Here is a 25,617-nt window from a genome sequence, read left to right as displayed (position 1 = left end):
ATTGAATGCGAATTAGAGACACTTACGAATCCATTCGTTAGTGTCTCTTTGAGGCTTCAAAGACGAGAGACTCAAGGCTCGAGTCGGTGGCTCACTAATTCTCTTTCAACAAGTAAAACCGCTTGTTTCTAAAGCAATCCCCCCCTCACCCTGCACCGGTCCGTCGTGAATGAGAAACACAATCTAAAGAAAGCCCCCAACTTTCCTCAGCTTTGTTGTGTGTAATCCCCTCAGGAGACTTTTAGGTGAATACCGAAACGTCCATTGCGACGGAAACAGCGGTTTTGTTGAAAGATTAGTGAGAATATCCATTGAATGCGAATTAGAGACACTTACGAATCCATTCGTTAGTGTCTCTTTGAGGCTTCAAAGACAAGAGACCCTAGGCTCGAGTCGGTGGCTCACTAATCCTCTTTCAACAATTAAAACCACATGTTTCTAAAGCAATCCACCACCTCACCCCATACACCTAAAAGCCTCCCCCGAAGGGGCCTTCCAGCACCTACTCACTATACAGCAATACACTCATCCCACACAAAAAGCCTGAGGAAAATTCCCCAGGCTTTCGTTGTGATTGTGTTGTGAATGAACTTATATGTGATTATTGATTCCACGCAGCATCAAATTGTGCTTTAGAATCTGTAACTAATTGATCTACATTTCCATTTTCAGTCTTGAAGATTTTTTCTAAAATCGTACGAACTTCTGAGTATGCAGGATCAGAGTTTTCAACTACAGGAATTGAGAATAAATTCTTAGTAGCATCTGCTAAGATTTTAGGAACTTTAGAACCTGAATTCTTGTATGCATCTTGTTCTAACACTGAAGCAATTGTTGGCATGTAACCAGTTTGTTGTGCCCAGTATAATTGAGATTCAGCTGAAGATAAGAATTTCAAGTATAAGAATGCTGCTGTACGTTGTTCTTCAGTTGTAGAACCTTCGAACATGTAAATATCAGTACCTTGTTGTAGGTCGTATTTTTCAGGACGAACAGCTACTCCGTATTCGAAACCAGCTTCTTTAGCACCTTTAGCTACGAATGATTCACCAGCTGTTGAACCAACATACATAGCTACTTTTTTGTTTTGGAATGGTGCTGATAAGTATTTATCTGAACCAGCAGTACGGAAGTATCCATCACGGATTCCGTCTGCATAGTATTTAACAACTTCTTTTGAAGCGTCACTTGCGAAGTCTAATTCTTTAGTGAAGTCAATGCCTTTGTTCTTCATACCAATTGCATAGTAGTTGTTTAATGAGTCGAAACCAGCACCAACAACTTCGTGGTTAGATTTTTCGTAAATTGTTTTAGCTGCTTCTTTTAATTCATCTAAAGTAGTTGGAACTTTAACACCGTATTGTTTCAATAAATCTGCATTGTAGAATAATACTTCTGTAGATTTGTTGAATGGAATACCGTATTGTACTCCTTTGATTTTAGCACCTTCCATTAATTCTGGACGGATTTCTTCACCTTTCTTGAATCCGATTGTTTCGTTTTCAATATATGGTTTGAAGTCTACCAATGCATCTTGCTCAGCAGCATTGTATAACCAGTTTGGATATGCTTGAGTGATTGTTGGTAAGTCTTTTGGTGAAGTTAAAGTTGCGTTAATTTTTGCTTGTAAATCTTTGTATTGAGATTGGTTTTGTAACTCTACTTTGATATTTGGGTTAGCTTTCATGAAGTCTTCTGTTAATTTTTGAAGAGCTTTTTCCTGCTGACCGTTCATAGCATGCCAGAAAGTGATTGTAGTTTCTGATTTAACCTCTGTTACGATGTCTTTTTTAGTTTCAGCTTGTTGTGAAGAGCCGTTGTTTGATGAGTTAGCTCCACACGCTGTTAACGCCACAACTGATGCTGTTGCTAGTGTCGCTTTTACTAAAGATTTGAATTTCATTTTTCTTCTCCTTTTGTTATATAGTTTTTACAACACAATTTTTTCGCCGCGGTACGGCAATATTCTGTCACCATACGGATTCACCAGAAGTTCTGGTTTTAACGTATGAATTGGAACCAAACATTTAGGCTCAATCATCGCAATAATGCGGTCTAAGTCGTCCGGTTTTGCGTGACCTGAGCAAGATAGGCGTACAAACTCAATGTGTTTTTCCGCCAATAAATCTAGAAACGGTTGATAGTTCGGATCAAAGTCCCCCAAAGGCTGCGCATCGCTGTGGATGTATAAGCTTCCCTCTTGCAAACGTTCGAAATGGTCGACGGCTTGCCATAGGTACTTCGAAGTATCCTCTAACAACGTTTGATATGAAATTTCTAAAGTAGGATCAAGTTCGTCGAGTTTTGGAGCGCCTTCTCTATAGTAGTAATGAGCATCCTTTTGGAATACTTCTTTAAGAAGTGCAGCCATCGTTGCTTCAAGAACAACAGTACGGCTTGTTCCTTCGACGATTTTTTCAAAACGACGCACATTCGCTGGATAGCCATTAAATGTGATTTGTCGATTTGGATTTTCTTGTTCGAGGCGAGCGATATGACGAATCACATCTTCCTCGTTTTCAGGTTTAATTTCGTCTTCAACCTCTTTACGGTCCCCGAAGCTAATCGATACACCTTCCATCATTAAGATGTCCGTATGTTTTGCCTTCTTACAAAACTCAATTGTATCTTCAGCGTTATGCCCGTGAAGTCGTAAGTCCCCTGTATACGTAATATGATGTCCAGGTGTTTTAATGATTAAAGCAGCAGCCCCATACGCATCATGGTCGACACGCACGATTTCTACTTCGATTTCTCCAACTTTAATCACGTCGCCTGCATCTAACCCAATCATCTCTCTTGTAAATGTATCGTCTTCAAACGGCGATGGTAGTAAGAACACACCATTGCGGTTGAGCGAATTTACAATCATTTTTGTTTCCTTCAATGTATATAAAGGAATACTTGGGTCTAAATAATTCAACATTCTTGTATGATCCAAATGCGCATGTGAGATAAAGACCGCCGTATTGGCATAGTCTTTATCTTCATCCCCTTCGTATTTGTAAGGGATACGTGCATCGTACATATTTTTTAAATGTGGAATCACTTTATGATCTGTGAGTGTTTGCACCGATTCATCGGGCAATTCTAATTCTGGTAAAAACTCAGTCCCGAAGTCGAAGAAGATATGACTATCTTTATAGGCTACTTCGATGACCGTTCCACCAATCGTTAAAATACCGCTATGAAAGGTAATCGATGTTTTATCCTTTGATACCATTCTTCGCAACCCCTCTAATAATTTCTTTTCTGAATACAAAGTAAATTAACAGAATTGGGATAACCGTTAGAGTTGCTGCGGCCATTTGTAAGTGAACATCACTTCCGGATTCTGTCGTGAAGGCAGAAAGTCCGTTGTTTAATAGACGGAATTCTTTCGTGTTTGTAACCAATAATGGCCATAGGAATGAATTCCAGCTTTGGATGAATGTTAAAATCCCTACTGTTACCAATGCCGGTTTACACATTGGCACTAAAATACGGCGGATGTATTCTAAATCACTCGCACCATCAATTTTAGCGGCTTTGTAGAATGTACTTGGGATTCCTTTTAAGTATCCGTTCAAGTAGTAAATATAGAAGATACTTGTTAAGAACGGAATGATTAACGCTAGATAAGTGTTTAATAACCCTAATTGAGCGATTGTTTGGTAGTTTGTAAAGATGATTGATTCGTAAGGAACCATTAATAGAGAAACTAAAATCATCATTACGATGTTTTTCCCTTTGAACTGTAAGCTTGTTACGGCAAAGGCTGCTAGTAATGAAGTAATTACTGTTGCCACTGTTGTAAATAGAGACACGAATAATGTGTTTCCGAAGTAACGTAGGAATGGCGCACGGCTAAATACTTCTAAGTAGTTACTAAATTTGAATTCGCTTGGGATGAATGACGGTGGAATACTTGTCGCTTCTGCGTATGTCATTAACCCGGTCAACACCATGTAAATGAATGGGAATACTGTAATCAACGCTAAGAAAATTAAAAGCGTGATTGAAAATACGTTAAATACTTTTTTCATCTTCTTATCCCTCCGCCTTTCTCAAGAATTTATTTTGGAGGAATGTTGCAAAAAGAATGATTGCAAACAAGATTACAGTTGCTGCCATGGCAACCCCTGGTCTTCCTGCCACATGGAACTTGTCGTAAATATAGTACACAGCTGTTGTTGCTGAGTTTGCTGGACCAGCAGTTCCGCCAAATAATGCGTACACTTGTGTATACACTTTGAATGCCCCGATTAAGTTAACCGTTGAAAGGAAGGCAATTGTTGGAACTAATTGCGGGAATGTAATACGCCAGAAGATTTCACGGTCTGTCGCACCAAACATTTTCGCAATCTTGAAGTGCTCAGGATCAATATTACGTAATCCTGCTAAGAGGATAATGATATTGAACGCTAAACTTGTCCAAACCCCGAAGATAATCAGTGTTGGCATACTCATGTTTACGTTATCCAACCAGTTCACAGCTGGAATACCAATCAAGCCAAGGAAGAAGTTGATAATTCCGTAGTCCCCATTGAAGAAGTAACGGAACACAATCCCGATAGCGATTGTACTTGTAACGTAAGGCATGAAGAAGATTGTTTCGAAGAAGCTTTTACGTTTAATCTTCTCGAAAATAATCCATGCAATGATGACTGAGATTAATAACGCTACTGGCACTACTGCGAATGCATACAATGCTGTGTTGAGTAACGCTTTATGGAATACAGGGTCTGCAATTACTTTTTGGTAGTTGTCTAAACCAGTGTATTGTAATTTTAATAGTGACCCTTTTTGGAAACTCATCCAGAACGAACGAAGTAATGGATAAATGTTAAAGAGAAGAATCACTCCTAAAGATGGGAGAAGGAATAACCAAGCTTTAGGTTGGTTCTCTGGGTTATATTTTCTCATTAGTAAACACGCGCTCCATCTTTATCGAATAAGAAGATTTTGTGTTTTAGTAATTGGAATGAAAGTGTGTCTCCTTCTTCAATCTTATGCTCCACACTTACAATTGATTTCAAGAATTGTTCGCCTAATGGGAAGTGAAGAATACGTTCACGTCCGATTAATTCTACGCCGCTAATGGTTGTTGAGAATAGCCCTTGTTCACCTTCAGCTACTGGAACCACGTCTTCAGGACGCATTCCTAAGTAGTAGTGACCATCTGCTAATTCTTGGCGTTTGCGGTCTTGTGATAATTCAGAAGTTGGTAAGTTAAATGCTGGGTGAGTAATCACGCCGTCTTTAATTTCCACTTCTGTAATGTTGATGATTGGGTTACCGATGAATTTCGCAACGAATAAGTTACTTGGCTCTAGGTATAAGTTTTGTGGGTCATCATGTTGTTGAATGTACCCTTCGTTTAAAAGAATGATTTTATCTGAGATTGATAAAGCTTCTTCTTGGTCGTGCGTTACGAAGATTGTTGTGATTCCTACTTCTTTTACAAGACGACGGATTTCTTCACGGATTTTCAAACGTAAACGAGCGTCCAAGTTACTTAATGGTTCATCAAGTAGAAGTACTTCAGGTTTTTGAACAAGCGCACGAGTGATGGCCACACGTTGTTGTTGCCCCCCTGATAAAGTACCAGGTTTTTTGCCTGCTAGCTCTTCAATGTTTGTTAATTGCATATATTCTTCTGCAATCTTTTGAGCTTCTTCTTTAGAGATTTTGTTTTTACCAACTGTCAGTGGGAACATGATGTTCTCTAACACTGTCATATGCGGATATAACGCATAGTTTTGGAATACAAATCCGATGTTACGGTCTTTAGGTTCTGTCGTAACAACTGATGATCCTTTAAATTGGATGTCTCCTCCTGTTGGTGTTAATAATCCTGCGATTAAGTTTAAAATTGTTGATTTCCCGCAACCACTAGGTCCTAGTAAACATACTAAGTCTCCTTGTTCAATTGAGAAATTTACTGACTTTAATGCTTCAAAGCCGTTATCGAATACTTTGTTTAAGTCAATAACATCGATCATGACGAATCCTCCAGTTTTTCTTTTACTTCAATACATTCTATTCTACCATGTTTTTTAGAAACTGAAAACTGAAAAAGTAAAATTTATGAAAGCTTTTTATTGTGGACAGTTATCCCGTTTTTGAGCACAAAAAAAGGACGAGAAAACCTCGCCCTTTTTACGAATTTTCGAACTTATACAAACCTTTTTAAAGTAGGGTTTCCTACTAAAACACTTCATGGTTTGTGAACAAAATCTATTAACGTTTAATAATTTTATAGTAGCTACGTGACGTGATTTGGTACACGATGAGATACACCACTACGAAGATGGCACCAATCACAATTGTCGCGTTTAGCGTTACGTTACCGTCAACCCCAAAGAGCTGAATAATCTTACGATACATCTTGAAGGCAAATGCGGTATGGATAAACGCTGTCACAAGCGGCAAGAAGAATACGATTAGCACTTGACGGTTGATGGATTTCTTGATCGTCTTTTGGTCGATACCGAGTTTTTGTAGGATTACGAAACGATCACGGTCTTCGTACCCTTCAGAAATTTGTTTGTAGTAAATGACAAGAACTGCACCGATGAAGAACGCAACGGAAAGAAGTGCCCCTACAAAGAGTAAACTTCCCATAAATCCGTAGATGTCTTTGGCCGCATCCTCTCTACTTCCAACCGTGATGGAATCGTCATTGCTTGCTTCAATCACGTTGGCGTAGGCCTCAAACTCTTCTGTTTTAGCCGATGTATCTGTCGATGTATTCCACAATGCATAATAGAATCCACGGCCAAGTTTACCGTCTATCATCTTTGTCGGATCCTTTACAACGGCTACATAAACGTTGTCCGCAACATATGGCAATTGTGGCAATTTTTCTTTAAAGTCGCTAGTAGCCATCATCTCTTTGACTTGAAGCGTTAATTGTCCGTTCACACGGATTGCCGAAACATTTTTGTCGTCTCCTTTGACAAGACCTAGAACGGCTTCGTTGTCATTTGGATGATAGTTCGTTCCAAAAATACGATTGTAATCATCCGCAGAGAGGAAAGTAATGAACGCAGCTGGGCTATCTCCCGGATATACCCCCTCGATGTCCACACCGCCCTCCATACTCTTTGCAGCACGAAGCACGCTAAGATAATTCATTTCATTGGTAACGGTGCCTTTCGATTGCGCCTTCATCTTGCTGATTTGTTCTGAAAGTTGGCGAATCGTAGAAGCATCTTCGACGAATGCCGTTGCCGAATAATCTGTTGGATAGCTTTTCTTTAATAAATCGGCTGTCCCTGTTTGCAAAGCGACCGTTGTAGCTAATGTGACAAGTACCATCGTTGATAAAATACAAATACTTGCAAGACCCGCCGCATTTTTACGCATACGGAATTTTAAATTCGAAATCGAAATAAAATTCGTTGGTTGATAAAAGAGACGTTTGTTCTTCTGCAAAAGAGTTAGGAGCGCGATCGACCCTGCGTCAAATAAAATATACGTTGCTAAAACAACTAATAGAACCGCTACGAAGAAGGAATATAGCGCTGCAACAGGTGCTTCAATCGTTTGCGACATATAATACGCGCCCCCGAGAAGCCCTGCACCAATGAGTGCGCGAAGAAGGATAAAGCGTCCCTTCGTTTCTCCTTTTTTCTTTTCAGAAAGCATTTCTAACGGACGGCTCATGTACATCTTTGTCGCATTTAAGAAGAAGACAACTCCGAAAATAAACGCCATCGAAACCAGTACAAAACCGACGCTACCGAGTTGCATCGAATACTCGATGCCGATTGGAATTCGAATGAGCTTCAATAAAACGGCAAACGAGAAGCGATGGAACACGATTCCAAGCACAATCCCTAGCCCCACGCTGACCACTGAGAATAGAAGCAATTCAATGAAACTTAACAATTGAATGTTTTTTCGGTCGAGTCCAAGGATGCTATATAGGCCGTATTCTTTTAATCGATTTTTCGTCACGAAGGCATTCGCGTAAAGAATCGTTAAGAGTGCCACGAGCTGAACCACGATAACCCCAAAGCCCAATGTTTGCGCAATGGCTCCCCCTCCACGAAGAGTGGAAAGTTCCGGCATCGCAGATAAGGCGTGTGTGATATAGAGAATCATCGTTACCATTATGGTCGTCAGTGCATACGGCAAATATAACGAATGATTCTTTTTTAGATTCGATGTCGCCATCGAAAAAATGAGTTTAAACATGGATTTCACCTCTATTTGCCATCGCAGTTAATGTTTCTGAGATCAACTCGAACATTTGTTGATCACTTCTTCCTTCACGGTATAACTGATTATAAATCAAGCCGTCTTTAATGAAAAGAACTCGTTTGGCACGACTAGCAGCAACCGTACTGTGCGTTACCATTAAAATCGTTTGTCCGTTTTGATTAATTTTATCAAATAAATCGAGAGTATTGCTAGCTGATTTTGAGTCAAGCGCTCCAGTTGGTTCATCGGCTAATAACAAACTTGGATCTGTGATCATCGCACGGCCAATCGCCACACGTTGTTGTTGCCCGCCTGATAGTTCATAAGGATATTTCTTCAGTAAATCTTTAATCCCTAGCATTTGCGCAATCGGTTCGACCTTTTGCTTCATTTCTGAAATCGGACGACGAGCGAGTACGAGCGGCAACACCATATTATCATAGACCGATAAAGTTTCTAATAAGTTGAAGTCTTGGAACACGAACCCTAAATGGTCGCGGCGGAATTCCGTAAGAACTTTAGAAGAGATATTTTGAATATTTTCTCCGTTTAAAAAGACTGTGCCAGAAGTTGGACGGTCAAGTGTCGCTAAAATATTTAAGAGCGTTGTTTTCCCTGAACCCGATTCCCCCATCACGGCTACATATTCGCCTTCTTCAACCGAGAAGCTGATGTCTTTGAGCGCTGTTACTTCAGCTGCTCCAAAGCGCGTTTGATAGTTCTTTTGTAAATGTTGTACATCTAATAATGTCATTGTTTTCACCCTTTACTTTGATTTGTTGACCTTAGTATAGTCCACTCGTAAAGGGAAATCATGACACTATCCTATCATTTTATCCCCGTTTCTTACATTTTTGTCACTTTGAAAAAAACACAAAAAAGAGGCTTCGCACGGAAACCTCTTTTGGAGTTGGAATTGATTAACGTTTAATAATTCTGTAGTAACTACGTGAAGTGATTTGGTACACGATGAGATAGACGACTACGAAAATCGCACCAATCACAATTGTCGCGTTTAATGTGACGCTGCCGTCAACCCCGAAGAGTTCGATAATCTTACGATACATCTTGAAGGCAAACGCTGTATGGATAAACGCTGTGACAAGCGGTAAGAAGAATACAATTAACACTTGACGGTTGATCGATTTCTTGATGGTCTTTTGATCGATACCGAGTTTTTGTAGGATAACGAAACGGTCACGGTCTTCGTATCCTTCAGAAATTTGTTTGTAGTAAATGACAAGTACTGCACCGATGAAGAATGCGATAGAAAGAAGTGCCCCTACTAAGAGCAAGCTTCCCATGAAGGCATATAGCGTTTTAGCCTCTTCATTCTTACTGCTTAACGACATGGCATCTGCCTTGTATTGACTCTTCACGCTCTTATACGCAGCCCATTCAGCATCACGTAACTCAAATGGCGTATTGGTATTCCAAGTAAAGTAATACATCGCTTGCCCAGCCACTGGGTTTAAGTACTGCATTGGATCTTTTACAATCCCCACATACTGATTATCCGCCACATAAGGTAATTGCGGCATCACTTTTGCGTATGGAGTCCCATCAATCATCTCTTTGACGGTAATCGTCGCGTTATACACAACCGAATACGTCTTTACTTCTGAAATTTGTTTAACGTCCCCTTTAATATGGCCGACAATCATTTCTTTATCGCCAACCGTGTAGTTCGTCCCAAACATCTTATTATATTGGTCCACTGAAACAAGGGTGAACATCGCTGCAGGACTATCTCCTGAGTTCACATTCGCAAAGTCGAATCCATTCTCCGTACGTTGACCGAAACGAAGCACGTTTAAGAATGTCTTCTCGTCTTTCAATTGACCTTTCGTTTGTTCCTTAATCTTTTGAACGATTGGAGGATATTGATCCATATCCTTTTCTAAAACAAAGTAAGCAACAGCAGAGTAATCTGTTGGATAGTTGCTATCGAGTCTGGCTGTTGTCCCACGTTGAAGCGCTACGGTTGTCGCCATTGTAACAAGTACCATTGTAGAAAGGATACACACGCTGGCAAGTCCGGCAGCATTTTTACGCATACGGAATTGCAAGTTTGAAATCGAAATAAAGTTCGTTGGTTTATAGAATAACTTCTTATTCTTTTGCAAGATGGATAGAAGCGCAATCGAACCCGCGTCGAATAAAATATAAGTCGCAATCACTACTAATAATACGGCTAAGAAGAAGTATAAAAGAGCTTTAACCGGAGACTCGATGGATTGAGACATATAGTATGCATACCCTAGAAGTCCTAGACCGATAATGGCACGAACCGTAACGGCGCGGCCTTTCTTCTCCCCTTTTTTCTTTTCTTTTAATAACTCAAGCGGACGGCTCATGTAAATCTTCGCTGCATTTAAAAAGAACACAAGAACGAAGATGGCCACCATCGTTAACAGAACGGCAATAATACTTCCGAATTGGAACGAATATTTAATACCGATATCGTATTGAATGAGTTTCAATAGAATCGCAAATGATGCCGCATGGAAAATCACACCAAGGATTAACCCTAGACCGATGCTTAAAGCGGCAAAGACAACTAACTCAATCAAACTGAGCAATTGAATATTCTTACGGTCAAGACCGAGAATGCCGTATAAACCGAATTCTTTCGCACGGTTTTTCATCACGAAGGCATTCGCATAAAGTACGACCACAAGGGAGACGATTTGAACAATCACGAACCCAAAGCTAAGTGTTTTGGCCATCGCTGACCCACCTTCTAGATGAGCGAACTCTGGCGTTGCAGCAAGGGCGTTCGTTACATATAGCACCACCGTTACCATTACGGTTGCGAGTGCAAATGGTACATAGAGAGCACGGTTCTTACGTAAGTTCGTAATCGCCATGGAACGCAGTAGATTAAACATGTTCCTCACCTCTGTTTGCCATCGCAGTTAATGTTTCTGAGATTAATTCAAACATTTGTTGGTCCGTTCTTCCTTCACGGTATAATTGGTTGTAAATTAAACCGTCTTTAATGAAAAGAACGCGTTTGGCACGACTTGCGGCAACTGTACTGTGTGTTACCATTAAAATCGTTTGTCCGTTTTGATTGATTTTATCGAATAAGTCTAATGTATTGCTGGCTGATTTTGAGTCCAACGCCCCTGTTGGTTCATCGGCTAACAGTAAGCTTGGGTCTGTAATCATCGCACGGCCGATTGCCACACGTTGTTGTTGACCTCCAGATAATTCATATGGATATTTCTTCAATAAGTCCTCGATGCCTAGCATTTCAGCGATTGGTTGAACTTTCTTTTCCATTTCGTCGATTGGACGACGTGCTAACACAAGTGGCAATACCATATTGTCATACACGGATAATGTTTCTAATAAGTTGAAGTCTTGGAATACGAACCCTAAGTGGTCACGACGGAATTCCGTTAATACTTTATCAGAAATCTTTTGGATGTCTTCCCCGTTTAGAAGCACAGTTCCATCTGTTGGACGGTCTAGTGTCGCTAAAATATTTAATAGCGTTGTTTTACCAGAACCAGATTCCCCCATGACTGCCACATATTCGCCTTCTTCTACTGAGAAGTTAATGTCTTTTAACGCAGTCACTTCAGCGGCTCCAAAACGTGTTTGATAAACTTTTTGTACGTGTTGTACATCTAATAATGTCATTGTTGTCACCCTTCATTGTTTTATAGATAGCTTCATTATACTGTATAGCGTGAAACTTTTCACTCTATTCTATAATCTTTCCAATCTAGAGATTTTTTTTGCGTAAAAATTAATAAAATTGACAGCACGCCAACCAAACTCAACCAAAACACGAACAAAACAATTTTTAAATCTAGTTTTTCGTTATAAAAATTAAGAATAGCGAACTATAAATAATAAATATACCAAAAAGTATGTTTTTCACATTGACTTTTCACCCAGATACCAGTATCCTGTTTTTATAACATATCGAAACGCAATGAAAAGAAGAGTAAAAAATAAAACTTCATAGAGAGCTTACGGTTGGTGCGAGTAAGCAAGTCGTTATTTTTGAACATAATCTTTGAGCAGCTTGTCCGAAACTTTAAGACAATCCGGGTACTCCCGTTATCAACTATCCGTCTAGACGGAAAAGGTCTTCTCCCCCGAAGACGAACAAAGGTGGTACCACGACTGCAACTCGTCCTTTTAGCAAGCGCTAGAAGTACGGGCTTTTTTATTTTCGTTTCATGAAAACACACTTAGGAGGAAATCAACATGGCTGAAGTAGAAAGCTTTACACTAGACCATAACAAGGTGATTGCACCTTACGTTCGCTTAATCGCAAACGAACATGGTAAGAAAGGCGACGTCATCTCAAACTTTGACATCCGATTCTTACAACCAAATAAACAAGAAATGCCAACAGGTGTCGTTCATACATTCGAACACCTACTAGCGGACCTCTTACGTGACCGCTTAGAAGGCATCATCGATATCTCTCCATTTGGATGCCGTACTGGTTTCCATTTAATCCTTTGGGAAGAACGTTCTCCTGAAGATATCGCACGCGCATTGAAATCAACACTTGAAGAAATCGTCGAAAAGATTCAATTCGAAGATATTCAAGGCGTCTCTGCCGTACAATGCGGAAACTACCGCGACCACTCATTATTCGGTGCGAAAGAATATGCTAAACAAGTCTTAGAACAAGGCATCAGCATTGACCCATTCGTTCGCAAAGTTATTTAATCAATTGTCATTCAGTAAGAAACATTAGACACCTAGACTGGAGGAACCCCCAATATGAAATTAAAAACTATCGCTAAATCACTAATCGCCCTTTCTACTGCATTCGTCTTAGGCGCTTGCGGAAACAACGCTTCAAGTTCACAAAGCTCACAAAGTTCGCAAGCTTCTGAGTCAGGACTTAAAACAGTCAAAATCGCTTCTGTAGGCTCTGATGCAGACATCTGGAGATACATCGCTGAGTCTGAACAAGCGAAAAAAGCAGGTCTAAAAATCGAAGTCCAAGAAATTAACGGCGGTGTGCCATTAAACGAAAGCGTGGCTGACGGAACAGTTGACGCCAACGCCTTCCAATCTATCGGTTACTTAAAAGGATTTAACGAAGCCAACTCAAACAAAGTCGTTCCAGTTGGCACTACGTATATTGAACCAATGGGGCTTTACTCTAAAAAGGTAAAATCACTAAACGACCTACCAAACGGTGCGAAAGTGGCTTTACCAGACAGTCCATATAACACTACTCGTGCGCTACGCTTATTAGAAAGCGCTGGTTTAATTAAATTACCAAGTGACTTCAAAGATGGCACTGGCACTCCTAGCGACATCGTAGAAAACAAGAAAAATCTTGAATTCTTACTGATCGATGACACTACAAGCGTACGTGTATTAGACGACACTGATTTAATCGCTATCGGAAACACCATCGCCCTTGAAGGTGGTTTAAACGTATTGAAAGACTCCCTTTTCTATGAAAAAGCAGACGCATCTACGATCACAAGCATCAACGTGATTGCCGTGAAAGCAGAAAATGCCGATAAAGAAGAATACAAAAAATTAGTGGACCTCTACCACGACCCAGAAATCCAAAAATACATTTCTGAGAAGTTTGCAGGAACAAAAGTGGAAGTGAAGAAACCTGTTTCTGAAGTGTGGGGTAAATAATTCATGAAGATTGCTATCGTTGCAGCGATGAAAGAAGAGTTGCATCCGTTCGACGAACATTTCGCACCAGGCAAAGTGGTCTTTGAAAAAGGCCCTATCCGACTCCTAGAAGTACACGAGAACTTATATCTTGTACAGTCAGGTATTGGAAAAGCCAATGCCGCTGCCGCTGCTGCATGGTTATGCGACAAAATTCATCCTGACATCATTATTAACACTGGGACAACAGGAAGCTTTAATCCAGCATTCGACTTGGCCGATGTCATCGTTTCTACAAAATTCGCCTATAGCGACGTGGATGCAACTGGCTTCGACTACGCGTGGGGACAAGTCCCTCAGATGCCAGCCGACTATCCTGTAGATACTTATTTACACGGAAAAATTGTAGAACTTCTGCGCGAAAAAGTGAGTGGATTTAACATCCAAACTGGCTTTATCGCAACAAGTGACTCGTTTATGAGTTCGGTAGACGCCGTTACTACGATTCGCGAAAAATTACCAGACATCGTCGCAAGCGATATGGAGGCTGCTCCTATTGCACAAGTGGCTAGCTTCTATAACATTCCCGTACTAAACGTGCGTGGTGTGAGCGACCATGTGGGAGGAGATGCCCCTGATACCTTCGAGGAAACACTCGAAAAAGCATCTCAAAACGCATTCGAAGCAGTGCGTATTATCGTTGAACATTTCCTATAAATCTCCCTAGATTTACGCAACTGCTAAACATAAAAAGGAGCGCAGGCTAATCCTCGCTCCTTTTTGTGTGTTCTTTGTCTTACTGTAAGTTGATGCAAAAAAAAGAATCAGTTGATTGAAAGAACGGGAGGCCCTGGCCGGTGCCCACTATGACTCTTTCAATAACAAACTGATTCTTTGAGTTGTTCTTTTATTTCTCTACTATTTTACTTTCAAAATATCTTCTTTTGCGTGGATAAGCTCTGTAATCAATTGACAGTAAGGTGTTGGAATACCATATTCCTTCCCTTTTCTAGCCACAAATCCATTCAAGAAGTCCACTTCAGTATAGCGGTGGTTTTGAATTAAATCTTGGTGCATTGAAGGATAGTGTCCGCGAACTTTATTAGAAGCCGTATACACATAATCTTTCATCGCAGCTGGATCAAGATGCACGCCTTCTTTTTCCGCAACGGCAACGAATTCACTGATGATTTGCGTTACGATAGCTTCGGCAGTTGAAGTATCGAATACTTCGCCGATATTTGCATCTAAGATGGCACATGTCGCGTTCATCGTACCGTTCACGCACGCTTTACGCCATGTTGAGAAATGAACGTCTTCGCTGTAGCTTGCGTTCAAGCCTGCTTTGTCCATCACTTCTACTAATTCTTTAGCAATCGCAACACCACTTGGGTCCGCCGCTTGCATTTCCACCGTACCAGTTCCGCCTAGACGCGCTACCCCTGGTTCGATTAGCCCCGCAGTCCAAATCGTTACCCCCATAATAATGTTTTTACGAGGAACGTATTTCGCCATAGTGTCTTCGTGTCCTAGACCATTTAAAAGACAAAGCACTTTTGTATCTTCATGGATAATTGCTTTAATCTTTTCAAGCATTTCGCCTAGTTTCATTGATTTTGTAAATGCTATGACTACATCAACTTCTTCAGTTGCTTCTTCTGGACGAATAATTTTGATATCAATCGTATCCGTGTTTTCTCCATCAACGACTTTCAATCCATTCTTTTGGATGGCTTCGATATGCGCTGGCCATTCGTCAATCAACGTCACCTCTTGCCCTGTTTTTGTTAACATGTACCCGAAACGGCACCCCATTGCTCCTGCACCCGCAATTGCGATTTTCATTTTAACTCCCCTTTTCTATTAAACGGTTAATTTGTAATCTTCTGGTTGAATCCATTTTAACACTTTTTCGAATAAATGAACGAATACGATGTTCAACGCGATTGGCGCTACGACGAAAATGAGTATCACGATAACGATATTCATCACACTCCATCCACCCTCTGCTAAGTTCAACGCATTGATGGGCCCTACTAGTCCGCTGAAACCGAACCCTGCACTTTGAGGTGTTCCTTGGATGTTAAATAAAGCTGCTAACACACCAAGTACGGCAGATGTACACATCATTGGTAATAAGATTTTTGGCTTTGCCAACACATTCGCCATTGACATTTTTGGTGAACCGATGAAATGCGCAATCGCCGTTCCTTTTGAATTCACTTTCCATCCAGCAATCGCAAGACCGAACCCAGCTGCACAGATTCCAAGGTTTGCTGCCCCTGAACCTACACCGCTAAGACTAATTGCCACGGCAATCCCTACTGTTGTAAACGGAGAAACAATTAACATACAGAAAATAACGGCTAATAATAAACACATAATAACTGGTTGTAATGTTAATAATGTTGCGATTCCTTGTCCTAATAATGTTGTTAAAGTTTTGATGTATGGTAAAGCAAGACGTCCCGCCCCACCAACAACGACTAATAACACCGTTGGAATCACGATAATAGAGTACGCTTTGGCTTTATTGCCAATCCATAAAATGACTGCTGCTCCTAATGCTGCAGTAAGCCCCATCGTAATGATGTCCCCTGTACCGCTAAAGATGATTCCTTTAACGTCAGGATTGAAAGTTGCTACACCACCAGCAAATAAAACGGCTAGTGCAAGTGCTCCTGTTTGAATTGGGGTGAATTTGAAGAATTGGCCGACCATCAATCCGATGATTGCCCCCATTAATGTATTGGCCACTTGGGTTGCTTGGATGATTAATTGGCCTTGTGGGAATACTGGTAATAATGCCTTCACTAATTCACCAAGTAATGCTCCTGGGATAAGTGTAACGACCACGCCTAATGCAAGTGCGTTAAGGACGTTCATCGTGAACTCTTTCCCGCTGTATTTCTTTTGTTCCATAAACCTTCCACCTTTCATAAGATTGGCTTTATTATAGCATACCACCCCGCTTCTATTGTGATATTTTTAGCTAAAAATGCAAAATAAAACAAAAGACCGTAGGTCGTTACATTTTTCTGCAAAAAATAAAGTTAGTATTCATAAAAGAAGATTTCGATTACTACGAATCAGTACGGATGTTTCCATAATCGCTGTAGTGAGGTACCGGTTCGAGCCTTAGGTCTCTCACCTTCAAAGCCTCAAAAAGGGAGTAAGGAATAAATTCCTAACTCCCTTTAGTTCGCATTTGATACGATTCCCCACCACTGCGATTATAGGATCCGTATGATTCTTCGTAATCTCTGTTTAGTGAATTTATATTCGTAAAACGCCTACGGTCTTTTATCTTGATTCTTCTGAAAATATCACTGTGCTGCGAAGGATGTTAAAGCCAAGCTTATAAAAGCTTCGTTATGGTGGGATAAGTTCCAAGAGAAAGAGTGCTTTCTAACGATTTGCTGATTAGGTGGGGTTACACTTCGGAACATTACGTTGGTGAATTTATCATATATGGTAATTATCATATATGATAATTTTCAAAATTTGGGCAAAAGAAAAAGGCTGGACAAATTGTCCAGCCATGGATTCTTTAGAATTATAATCCTGGTGCTTCGTTGATTGTTGCTGAAAGCATCCAAACTAATTTTTCTAATGCGCCTTTTGCACCAATGAAGATATCTTGTGTTACATCGTCGCCTTCTTCACCTGTTACGTCGATACCTTTTTGGTAAAGGTCGATTAAGTAACGGTAACCTACTAATAAATGACGGATGCGGTCTTCCATACTGTCGCTGTAGTTTCCTTTGGCATCGGCAATCTTAGTGTTATCGGCAAATTCACGTAAAGTTGAATAAGGAGCTCCACCTAATGTGATTAAACGTTCTGAAACTTCATCTAATTGAGCGTCTAATAATTCCATGTGTTGATCCATTAATGGATGCATTGTTATGAATGTTGCACCGCGCATGTACCAGTGAGCTTGGTGTACGATTACTGATTGTTGGCTTAAATCAGCCACTAATTGATTTAATACTTGTTTTGTTTGTTCTTTTGACATATTTATTACCTCCTGTTTCTAATTTAGAATTATTCTAAACTATGAATATAGTATACTCCCGTTTTGGAACGTTGTCAATAGAAATACATGAAAAAGTACAGGAAATTTTCCCTGCACTTTCATCATTATTTTTTCGCTAAATCAGTGATGTAGTCGAAGAAGGCATCGCGGTCGACGTGGTAGACAAGGTCGACTGGACGGCCATTTTCGGCTTTGACGGTACGGCCACGGCTAGCACCTGCCACAATTACGTCGCTGTTCACAACAGAACGTTTTACAAGGTCTTCTTTACCGAATGAAGCGGTTGTTAATACGTCCCATAAGAAATAAGTTGAGTTCGTTACGTAGTGAGTGAGCGGCGGAACGATGGCGTAACATTGACCTAAGAAGTCAACACCTTCGATGGCACGTTCTTTTGCCCAGCGGTCGCGAACATCTAGAGACAATGGCACCATGTTTGTACTTTCAAGCGCCACAAGTTCGATTTGGATGCCTGATTCCCAAACGCGTTTTGCCGCAAATGGATCCCAGTACACGTTCCACTCTGCAGTGCCGTCGTGTTCAGGGTCTTCCACGTTCCCCATATCAAGGAAAGTTCCACCCATCCAGTACAGTTTACCGATGTTTTCTTCGATGGTTGGGTCTTGGTCTAACGCACGTGCCAAGTCTGTTAATGGTCCTACGAATACAAGGTCCACTTTCTCGTTGGATTCTTTTAAGGCACGGATTAAATCTTCGTGCGCTTTTAATGGTGAATCTTGCACCGTAATTGGTTTATGTTCGTTTAAGATTGGAAGTGCGTCCACTGTGAAGGCATGCATTCTCCACTCTTTCGGGAATGGGTTCACAGGGCGTGAGTCTGAAGAAGCGACTTTCAATTGTTTGTCCTTTTCAGAACCGAACTTATGAATAATCTTCTTGCTGGCTTCCACCGCTGGTAATAAATAGCAGTCTGCTTCGATAACGCCGACTCCTACTAATTCCACGTCTTCCATTTTTAATAGTAAATATAATGATACTAAATCATCTACGCCACCATCGTGGTTTAAATAAACTTTACGCATTTATGAGTTACGCTCCTTTAAAATGGTTTTCTTGCACGCTTTATTATACCTAAAAACGAACGATAAATAAACTATTTAACATAATGTTTGGTTTTATTTTTTAGTGCATTCGAGAGAAGTTTATGGTACACTGTTTCTAATCATTTTTTAATGTTAGGCTGTGACTCAATGAAAAAGAAATTATTAGATACGATTATTATAGGATTTGCCCTGTTCGCCATCTTCTTTGGTGCCGGAAACTTAATCTTCCCACCTTACCTCGGCGTAACAGCTGGAGAAAACTGGGGAATTGCGACCCTTGCCTTCCTCATTAGCGACCCACTATTATCGATTATTGCCGTGATGGTTGTGGCGGCTCTTGGCGGAAGTGCACTAAACGTCGGACGCAGAGTTCATCCACTTTTTGCTAGCGCCCTTGCTGCAATTTGTGTCCTCCTCATCGGACCGATTTTCGCCGTTCCACGTACCGGAGCATCCACGCACGAAATCTTCGTACAATCGTATTTCCCAAGCGCACCACAATGGATCACTTCGCTCGTATTCTTCGGGATTGTCCTCTGGATCACGTATAAGGAAAACTCCGTAATGGATGCTATCGGAAAATACTTAACACCGATACTTCTATTTATCCTCTTCTGTATTTTCGTGGCCGCTATCGTTCAACCAGATGCAACATTTGCCACAACAGACGGAACTGGATTATTTGCTCAAGGATTTAAAGAAGGATATCAAACCATGGATGTACTCGGAGCGCCCCTCTTAGCCGGAGTCGTGATGAAAGATATTACGCGCCGTGGGTATTTAAACAAAAAAGAACAATTCAGAATGATGTTCGGCGTTGGAATCGTGGCGTTCATCTTACTCGCATTAGTGTACTCAACACTGGCATACAGCGGAGCCAGCATGAGCACTGTCATCGATTCAACTGCGCAACGTGCCGCAATGCTGACAACCATCGTGAAGAACTTACTCGGATCATGGGGACAACTCGCGATGGGACTGGCTGTCTGCTTCGCCTGCCTCACAACTGCGATTGGACTGACAACCACTTGCGGTCAGTATTTCGAAGAAGTGTCTAAAGGAAAAATCTCCTACAAGAAAACGATTCTTGTCACTGTAGCAGTGGAATTCATCATCTCACTTGTCGGGGTGGATTCACTCATCAACTTAGCTGTTCCAGTGTTGACATTTATCTTCCCGATTATGATTGCCTTGATTCTCTTCTCTGCCTTCGACCAATACATCCCATACGATTGGACGTATCTTGGAGCAGTAGTTGGAGCCGGAATCGTCGGCCTCGTACAAGGAATCAACACCCTCTCACAACTTTTAGGTGGAAAACTACTAGGAGACGCAGTCAAATTAATTGGCACCTTCCCACTAGCCACATATGGCCTAGAGTGGATTGTCCCAACCTTTGTCGGCGCCCTTATCTTTACAATTCTAGCCGCCATCCTAAAACCAAAACAACTTGAATTTGATTAAAAAACGGAGCCTCTCAGCTCCGTTTTTTTACTATTTGTATAGAATTTTCAAAAAAATAATGCTCCCACTACAAACTGTAGTATTTTTTCATAAAAAAAGTTTATAATAGTTTCTATGAAGATTATTAAATGACTAAAGGAACTAGGAAAAATATTATTAACGCATTTTTGAGACTGGCTTTTAAATTTCCAAATCAATCGCTTTTTTCGTTTCCTGAGATTGCAACTGAGGCATGTATCGCAAGATAAACAATTTATAAAAAGCATTTTAATAACCCAGAAGAATTAAAATCATATCATTTAACATTACCTAAAGAAATGTTAAATGATATATTTGTGACCATGATTTTAGCAACTATACAAGAACTACTATCTACATATTTTGAATTTTATCTAATATTCTTTCAAAAATCCCCCTAAAGGAGAGGTATCTAAAATGTTCATTCAATATCTTATTAATCAATCTAAAAAACCTAGTGGTATTGTAGGCCAGGTGATTGCGAAAATTTGGACTTCCTATTTTAAAAAGCTTAGCCTTTGGACAATAAAACAAACTACAATTATAGATAATAGTCGAGTTTTAGAAATCGGCTATGGAGGTGGCAGCACCATCAAAAATCTCCTTGCTTTGAATAAGCATCTTGAAATTCATGGCATTGACATTTCTAAGGAATCTTATCAAGTTGCAAAACGAATTAATTCAGATGCTATACAAAATGGTGATGTTCATCTTAGGATTGGAAATGTAGACGCGCTACCTTATCAAAATGACTACTTTGACCTTGTATTTGCCATTCAAACACATATTTTCTGGGATGATTTAAAAAAAGGCTTTCTGGAGATCTATCGGGTCATGTCTAGCCACTCCACTTTAATTATTGCTTGCGAAAAAGAAAAAATAAATTATCATATGCCAGAATATACTGCAACTCATGCGTTGGATAATATTTTAAAAAATGTTGGCTTTGCAAAAATTGAAGTGAGGCAGAATCAAAATTGGGTTTTATACATTGTGTATAAAGCTATCAGCGTTGATGCTGATTAATTTATAGTTATTTAATAGAGTTATTTTCTTCCATTTGTCAAGTCTATCAAGGCTTTAAGTAAAGAAAGAGATAAGACAGTAGCTATTCTGGCTCTCTGTCAACTGTAGCGGGTGACGAAAAGCTAACATCTAGATAGGTACTGATAGGGAGCCCACTGAGAAAGTCATCAATCGATGGCTTCTTTTATTATACTAAACTCGAGGTGATTATACGCTTGATAATCTGTCAGCTTGATTGGGATATGGGAATTATCATACGCAACACCTTCAAGTCTGTGGAAGCTTTGCGGTGACGAACGGAATCCACAGCCGCCCCTCTCTTTAAAAAGGACGGTTTGTATATCGTTGCCTTGCAGTATATGCGAACCCTGCTCCAAATGCAGAACCCCAAGTCTGTGGCATAAAAAGAAGCAAAGAAAAAAATCTACAGCTCTCCTCTTAAAAAAAGGAGGATTTGTATCTGTCAACTTGATTGGGATGTGGGAATTATCATACGCTGTGCCTTCAAGTCTGTGGAAGCTTTGCAGTGACGAACGGAAAAACTTGCGGATCAATCATAGTAGTTGTACGGAAAAGCAACCAATGCGAAATAGAGCCACAAGGCAATTGATTGCCCTGTGGCTCTTTGAGGCTTGGTAGGATTGAGACCTAGGCTCAATCCGGTGCCCGACTAACTACTATAATTGAAATATCCGCAAGGATTTTTGACGTTCGTCACAAAAGCAAAGCTTTCCCTAGTCCACAGACTTGAGGGCTTCTAGCATATCGATGCGTTGGAGGAGATGGTTCACCATATACCCTAGCGCAACCAAGATGACAATCACAATCACACATGGCAACACATATACAAACCATCCGACAGCGGGATTGAACATGACAAACCCCGGTGCCACCGTCTCAATAATCACCCTATGCAGCACTCGCCCAAACAAAATGCCAACACCCATCCCGATGACCGATAATAAAATCGTTTCGCGGTAAATATACATCGTCACTTCTTTGTTCAAGAACCCGAGCACCTTAATCGTCGAGAGCTCGCGGATTCGTTCAGCAACGTTGATGTTGGTTAAGTTATATAGGATAACGACTGCTAATAAAATCGATACGGCCGTTAAAATCATCATCACACGGCTTAATGAAGCGACAATCGTATCAATACGACTCACCATGGACGTATTTTGCACGACGGCTTTCACACCGCCTAGGCCCATTAAGTCCGCGGCTGCCTTTTGTACGCTAGCAGCGTCTTTGTCTATAAACTGTACGAAAATCGCGTTGTCTTGCGGCACTGCTCCGTATGTCTTGGCGTACACTTCTGGTGTCATTACGATGAAGTGGCCAGCGTACATTTCCACGATACCTCCAACCGTTAACGTCACATCCACACCGTCCTTATTCGGAAGCGTAAAGTTGTCGCCTGCTTTCACGTTTAAGAGTTTGGCTAATTTCTCGGAAATCAACACGCCCTCTGCAGGAAGCGTCACGACTTTTTTCGACTTCGCATCATTCAAATGAAGATACGGAGAAATGCTGGCTTCTTTGCCAACAAGCACCGTCACGGACTGCTCATCATCCACGCCTGGCACTTCACGCGTTACCGACTCGCTATAAACATCGCTATAAGAAGTCACGCTTGAAGAGCTTAAATAGTTGTGTAAAGCCGCTTCTTCTGAGGCCGTTAACACCGTGTCTTTTGAAACAATCGCATCATACGTAATAATTTCCTTGAACTGGCGATCGGCAATTCCATCAAGAGACCCGAGAATTCCACGCCCTGCAAAGAGAAGCGCCACGCTCCCAGCCACCCCGAAAATCGTCATGAGCATGCGTTGTTTGTAACGGAAAATATTCCGTGCCGTCACCTTATGCGTGAAGCTGAGACGATTCCAGATGAACGGAATGCGCTCAAGGAGAATCTTCGCCCCAGCCACGGGAGCTTTCGGCAAGAGAAGGGCGGCCGCTTGCTCATGAAGTTCGCGGCGAGCAATCCATAATGGAGGCACCACGCTACAAATGAGCGAGCAAACAATCGCAATCACGGCGATGAGTGGATGGAAATTCAACTGGATACTTGGCAATACCGTATCCTTCATCAAGGTCGCACCCAATGCACTTGGCAAGGCGTACGTTCCTAGTAAGATTCCAAGGACCGTGCCACTAACCCCTGCTGTAAAACCATACACGGCAAATTTCTTCATCACGTCTTTTGTTTCATAGCCGAGCGCCTTCAACACCCCAGCGTTGATTCGTTCTTCGTTTACAAAACGCGTCATCGTCGTTACCGTCACGAGTGCGGCCACGGCATAAAGCACAATCGGGAAGAGGTTCCCCACCGACGTAATTCCTTCAGCTGTCGTCTTCATATTGAAGAACCCTTCGCTTCCAAGCATCGTCGAACGTGTATAGACAGAGTATTTCGGTTTCGTAAGTTTTGAAACGTCCACTTCCGCCTTTTCGAGTTCGGATTCAGCCTTCTGGATATCCTTATCGGCTGTTTCTTTCTTCTCGTTGTAGGTTTCTTCGCTTTCTTTCAGCTGCGTTTTGGCATCCGCGAGTTTGGCTTCACCGTCCGCCAACGTCTTCTTGGCTTCGGCTAGTTTGGCCTTGCCTTCTTCTAATGTTCCAGCGTTAGCTTCAAAGGCTGCCACTCCTTCGCGGTATCGGTCAAGGCCATCCACGTACTGACTGTAGCTAGCGTAATACTTCGCTAAACCTTGTTGATACGCTTCTTGCCCTGCGACTAATTGTTGCTTCTTCAATGCGAGTTCGGCTTCAGCGTTTGAAATCGCCGTTTGCCCCGCTACAAGTTCTTGTTCTTTTTGAGCGAGCACTTGTTCTTTGGCATTCAGTGCCTGTTCTGTTTGAGTGAGCTGGGCTTCCACCTGTGTTAAAGCCGCCTCCATCGCTTGAAGGCTTGCTTCGGTAATGCCTTGTGCCGCAGCAGCATCCGGGTCGCTCGCTAGAAGCGCCTTCCCTTGCGCTAAGGCTGTCTTCTTCGTTTCGAGGTCTGCCTTACCTGTTTCTAGTTGCGCTTTCGCCTGCGCTAATTGCGTTTTTCCGGCTTCAAGCTGCTCCCGGCCACTTGCAAGCTCCTCTTTTTTGGCAGCAAGTTGCGTTTCAGCCTCTGTTAACTGGGCACTTGCATCATCTAGTTGTGTTTTCTTTTCGGCTAAAGTCGCCACGGCTTGTTCGATTTGCACACGGGCACTCTCGAGCTGCACACGGCTTGCTTCCAACTGATTCCACGCCGCGTTTAACTGCGCATCTCCTGAAGCAATCGTTTCTTCATTGCTACGCACTTCTTCTTGCCCGTCTGCAAACGTCTTTTCGTTCTTTTCGATTTCATTCTTGCCGTCTGCTAATTTCTTCTCGGCGTCCGAGAGTTGCGATTTGGCATCGGCGATTTTTTCTTTTCCTTCTGAAATCTTATCGTCGGCCGCCGTCTTTAACGAATCTAAGCGCGCCGCTCCATTGTCGGCCAACTTTTCTTCTAGCGCCTGTTGCAACTCCACTACCTTATCCGAGTACTCACGGCTCGTTGTTTTCCATTTGCGTAAATCCGGATAACGAAGTCGCGCAATCGTATAAACTTCAGAATCGAACGCGTCTTTTGGCACTACGGCAAACCCACTAAGGTCACCGCTCCCCGCACTCGACACTCCTTTAATCGTCTTCGAGAGTAGCTCGCTGGATTGTACAAACCCAGTAATGGTAAATTCATGTTCTTTCAGTAGAGTGTTACTTCCGGATTCATTCAAGCGAATCGTATCGCCAATCTTGTACTGATCCGCCATCGTTTGGGCAAGCACCACTTCACCTGATTTCGTAGGAAACTCGCCACTCACCAACTCGAACGTCGAAATATCCTTCGTCTGTGAGAACAAACGAATCGCACTCGGCGTATCACCAACCACCGTATCGACAAAATAGCCAAACTCCACTTCGGCGTTTTCTTCTTGAATCTCGGCTTGGTCTTCCGAACTCAACCCATAGCCTGCCACCACGAATAAATCCGCAGCATTGGCCTGCTCCATATAGCTGTTCAAGGTGTCTTCAATATCTGGACCAGACACTTTCAATCCGACCAAACTGAACGCCCCTAGCATCATGAGGAGCATAATAGAGAGGAAGCGTCCCTTCGACTGGCGAAGGGCGTTGCGGATATCCTTGTTTAATGTCTTCTTTTTCACTATCCTC

The 25,617-nt window shown here is 41.6% G+C and carries 19 protein-coding genes and 1 other annotated feature; of the genes, 5 read left to right on the top strand and 14 right to left on the bottom strand.

Annotation, left to right across the window (positions count from 1 at the left end; genetic code table 11):
• Positions 1-601: 601 nt before the first annotated feature.
• The 9 genes from O3793_RS03065 to O3793_RS03025 form a co-directional block, all read right to left on the bottom strand.
• Positions 602-1,903, bottom strand: coding sequence for an extracellular solute-binding protein (locus O3793_RS03065; RefSeq protein WP_048711377.1), 1,302 nt, complete (start codon positions 1,901-1,903; stop codon positions 602-604).
• A gap of 27 nt (positions 1,904-1,930) precedes the next feature.
• Positions 1,931-3,223: an MBL fold metallo-hydrolase gene (locus O3793_RS03060; RefSeq protein ID WP_371445550.1), complete on the bottom strand. Its 1,293-nt coding sequence runs from the start codon at positions 3,221-3,223 to the stop codon at positions 1,931-1,933.
• Positions 3,207-4,025, bottom strand: coding sequence for a carbohydrate ABC transporter permease (locus tag O3793_RS03055; protein ID WP_371445548.1), 819 nt, complete (start codon positions 4,023-4,025; stop codon positions 3,207-3,209). Before O3793_RS03055 ends, O3793_RS03060 begins: the two co-directional genes overlap by 17 nt.
• A gap of 4 nt (positions 4,026-4,029) precedes the next feature.
• Positions 4,030-4,905 carry a carbohydrate ABC transporter permease gene (locus tag O3793_RS03050; RefSeq protein ID WP_048782190.1) on the bottom strand — a complete coding sequence of 292 codons (876 nt, stop codon included), beginning with the start codon at positions 4,903-4,905 and terminating at the stop codon, positions 4,030-4,032.
• Positions 4,905-5,984 (bottom strand): ABC transporter ATP-binding protein, encoded by a 1,080-nt coding sequence (locus O3793_RS03045; RefSeq protein WP_371445546.1) that lies wholly within the window; start codon positions 5,982-5,984, stop codon positions 4,905-4,907. Before O3793_RS03045 ends, O3793_RS03050 begins: the two co-directional genes overlap by 1 nt.
• A gap of 238 nt (positions 5,985-6,222) precedes the next feature.
• Positions 6,223-8,184, bottom strand: a complete 1,962-nt coding sequence (locus O3793_RS03040; protein ID WP_371445545.1) for an FtsX-like permease family protein — start codon at positions 8,182-8,184, stop codon at positions 6,223-6,225.
• A complete protein-coding gene (locus tag O3793_RS03035) occupies positions 8,177-8,944 on the bottom strand; it encodes an ABC transporter ATP-binding protein (RefSeq protein ID WP_371445544.1) in 768 nt (255 codons plus the stop codon). Before O3793_RS03035 ends, O3793_RS03040 begins: the two co-directional genes overlap by 8 nt.
• Positions 8,945-9,110: 166 nt before the next feature.
• Positions 9,111-11,081 carry an FtsX-like permease family protein gene (locus O3793_RS03030; RefSeq protein WP_371445542.1) on the bottom strand — a complete coding sequence of 657 codons (1,971 nt, stop codon included), beginning with the start codon at positions 11,079-11,081 and terminating at the stop codon, positions 9,111-9,113.
• Complete coding sequence (locus tag O3793_RS03025; RefSeq protein ID WP_048782198.1) at positions 11,074-11,841, bottom strand: ABC transporter ATP-binding protein; 768 nt, start codon at positions 11,839-11,841, stop codon at positions 11,074-11,076. The genes O3793_RS03030 and O3793_RS03025 overlap by 8 nt, the downstream gene beginning before the upstream one ends.
• Positions 11,842-12,130: 289 nt before the next feature.
• Positions 12,131-12,351 (top strand) — a binding site (T-box leader).
• A 66-nt stretch (positions 12,352-12,417) separates the two neighbouring features.
• Here O3793_RS03025 and O3793_RS03020 point away from each other — a divergent pair.
• Genes O3793_RS03020 through O3793_RS03010 form a run of 3 tightly spaced genes read left to right on the top strand, consistent with a single transcriptional unit; the run spans position 12,418 to position 14,526 of the window.
• On the top strand, positions 12,418-12,891 hold the full coding sequence (locus O3793_RS03020; protein WP_371445540.1) for an S-ribosylhomocysteine lyase: 474 nt from the start codon (positions 12,418-12,420) through the stop codon (positions 12,889-12,891).
• A 54-nt stretch (positions 12,892-12,945) separates the two neighbouring features.
• Positions 12,946-13,830 (top strand): MetQ/NlpA family ABC transporter substrate-binding protein, encoded by an 885-nt coding sequence (locus O3793_RS03015; RefSeq protein WP_371445538.1) that lies wholly within the window; start codon positions 12,946-12,948, stop codon positions 13,828-13,830.
• A gap of 3 nt (positions 13,831-13,833) precedes the next feature.
• Positions 13,834-14,526: a 5'-methylthioadenosine/adenosylhomocysteine nucleosidase gene (locus O3793_RS03010; protein WP_371445536.1), complete on the top strand. Its 693-nt coding sequence runs from the start codon at positions 13,834-13,836 to the stop codon at positions 14,524-14,526.
• Positions 14,527-14,727: 201 nt separating this feature from the next.
• Here the strand turns inward: O3793_RS03010 and O3793_RS03005 are convergent, their stop codons facing one another.
• The 4 genes from O3793_RS03005 to O3793_RS02990 form a co-directional block, all read right to left on the bottom strand.
• A complete protein-coding gene (locus O3793_RS03005) occupies positions 14,728-15,654 on the bottom strand; it encodes a 2-dehydropantoate 2-reductase (protein WP_371445533.1) in 927 nt (308 codons plus the stop codon).
• A gap of 18 nt (positions 15,655-15,672) precedes the next feature.
• Positions 15,673-16,731, bottom strand: coding sequence for a PTS transporter subunit IIC (locus O3793_RS03000; protein ID WP_371445531.1), 1,059 nt, complete (start codon positions 16,729-16,731; stop codon positions 15,673-15,675).
• Positions 16,732-17,365: 634 nt separating this feature from the next.
• On the bottom strand, positions 17,366-17,827 hold the full coding sequence (locus O3793_RS02995) for a DNA starvation/stationary phase protection protein (RefSeq protein WP_371445529.1): 462 nt from the start codon (positions 17,825-17,827) through the stop codon (positions 17,366-17,368).
• A 125-nt stretch (positions 17,828-17,952) separates the two neighbouring features.
• Entirely contained in the window at positions 17,953-18,891 is a 939-nt protein-coding gene (locus tag O3793_RS02990; RefSeq protein ID WP_371445527.1) for a nucleoside hydrolase, read from the bottom strand.
• A gap of 168 nt (positions 18,892-19,059) precedes the next feature.
• Here O3793_RS02990 and brnQ point away from each other — a divergent pair, with 168 nt between their 5' ends.
• On the top strand, positions 19,060-20,376 hold the full coding sequence (gene brnQ / locus O3793_RS02985; RefSeq protein WP_371445525.1) for a branched-chain amino acid transport system II carrier protein: 1,317 nt from the start codon (positions 19,060-19,062) through the stop codon (positions 20,374-20,376).
• Between the two features lie 435 nt (positions 20,377-20,811).
• Positions 20,812-21,420, top strand: a complete 609-nt coding sequence (locus O3793_RS02980) for a class I SAM-dependent methyltransferase (protein WP_048782208.1) — start codon at positions 20,812-20,814, stop codon at positions 21,418-21,420.
• Positions 21,421-22,154: 734 nt separating this feature from the next.
• Here the strand turns inward: O3793_RS02980 and O3793_RS02975 are convergent.
• Positions 22,155-25,610 carry an FtsX-like permease family protein gene (locus O3793_RS02975; RefSeq protein WP_371445523.1) on the bottom strand — a complete coding sequence of 1,152 codons (3,456 nt, stop codon included), beginning with the start codon at positions 25,608-25,610 and terminating at the stop codon, positions 22,155-22,157.
• Positions 25,611-25,617 lie beyond the last annotated feature (7 nt).

The organism is Granulicatella sp. 20925_1_28, assembly GCF_041433575.1.
GTDB lineage: Bacteria > Bacillota > Bacilli > Lactobacillales > Aerococcaceae > Granulicatella.
This window is presented reverse-complemented; position numbering and strand designations above follow the sequence as displayed.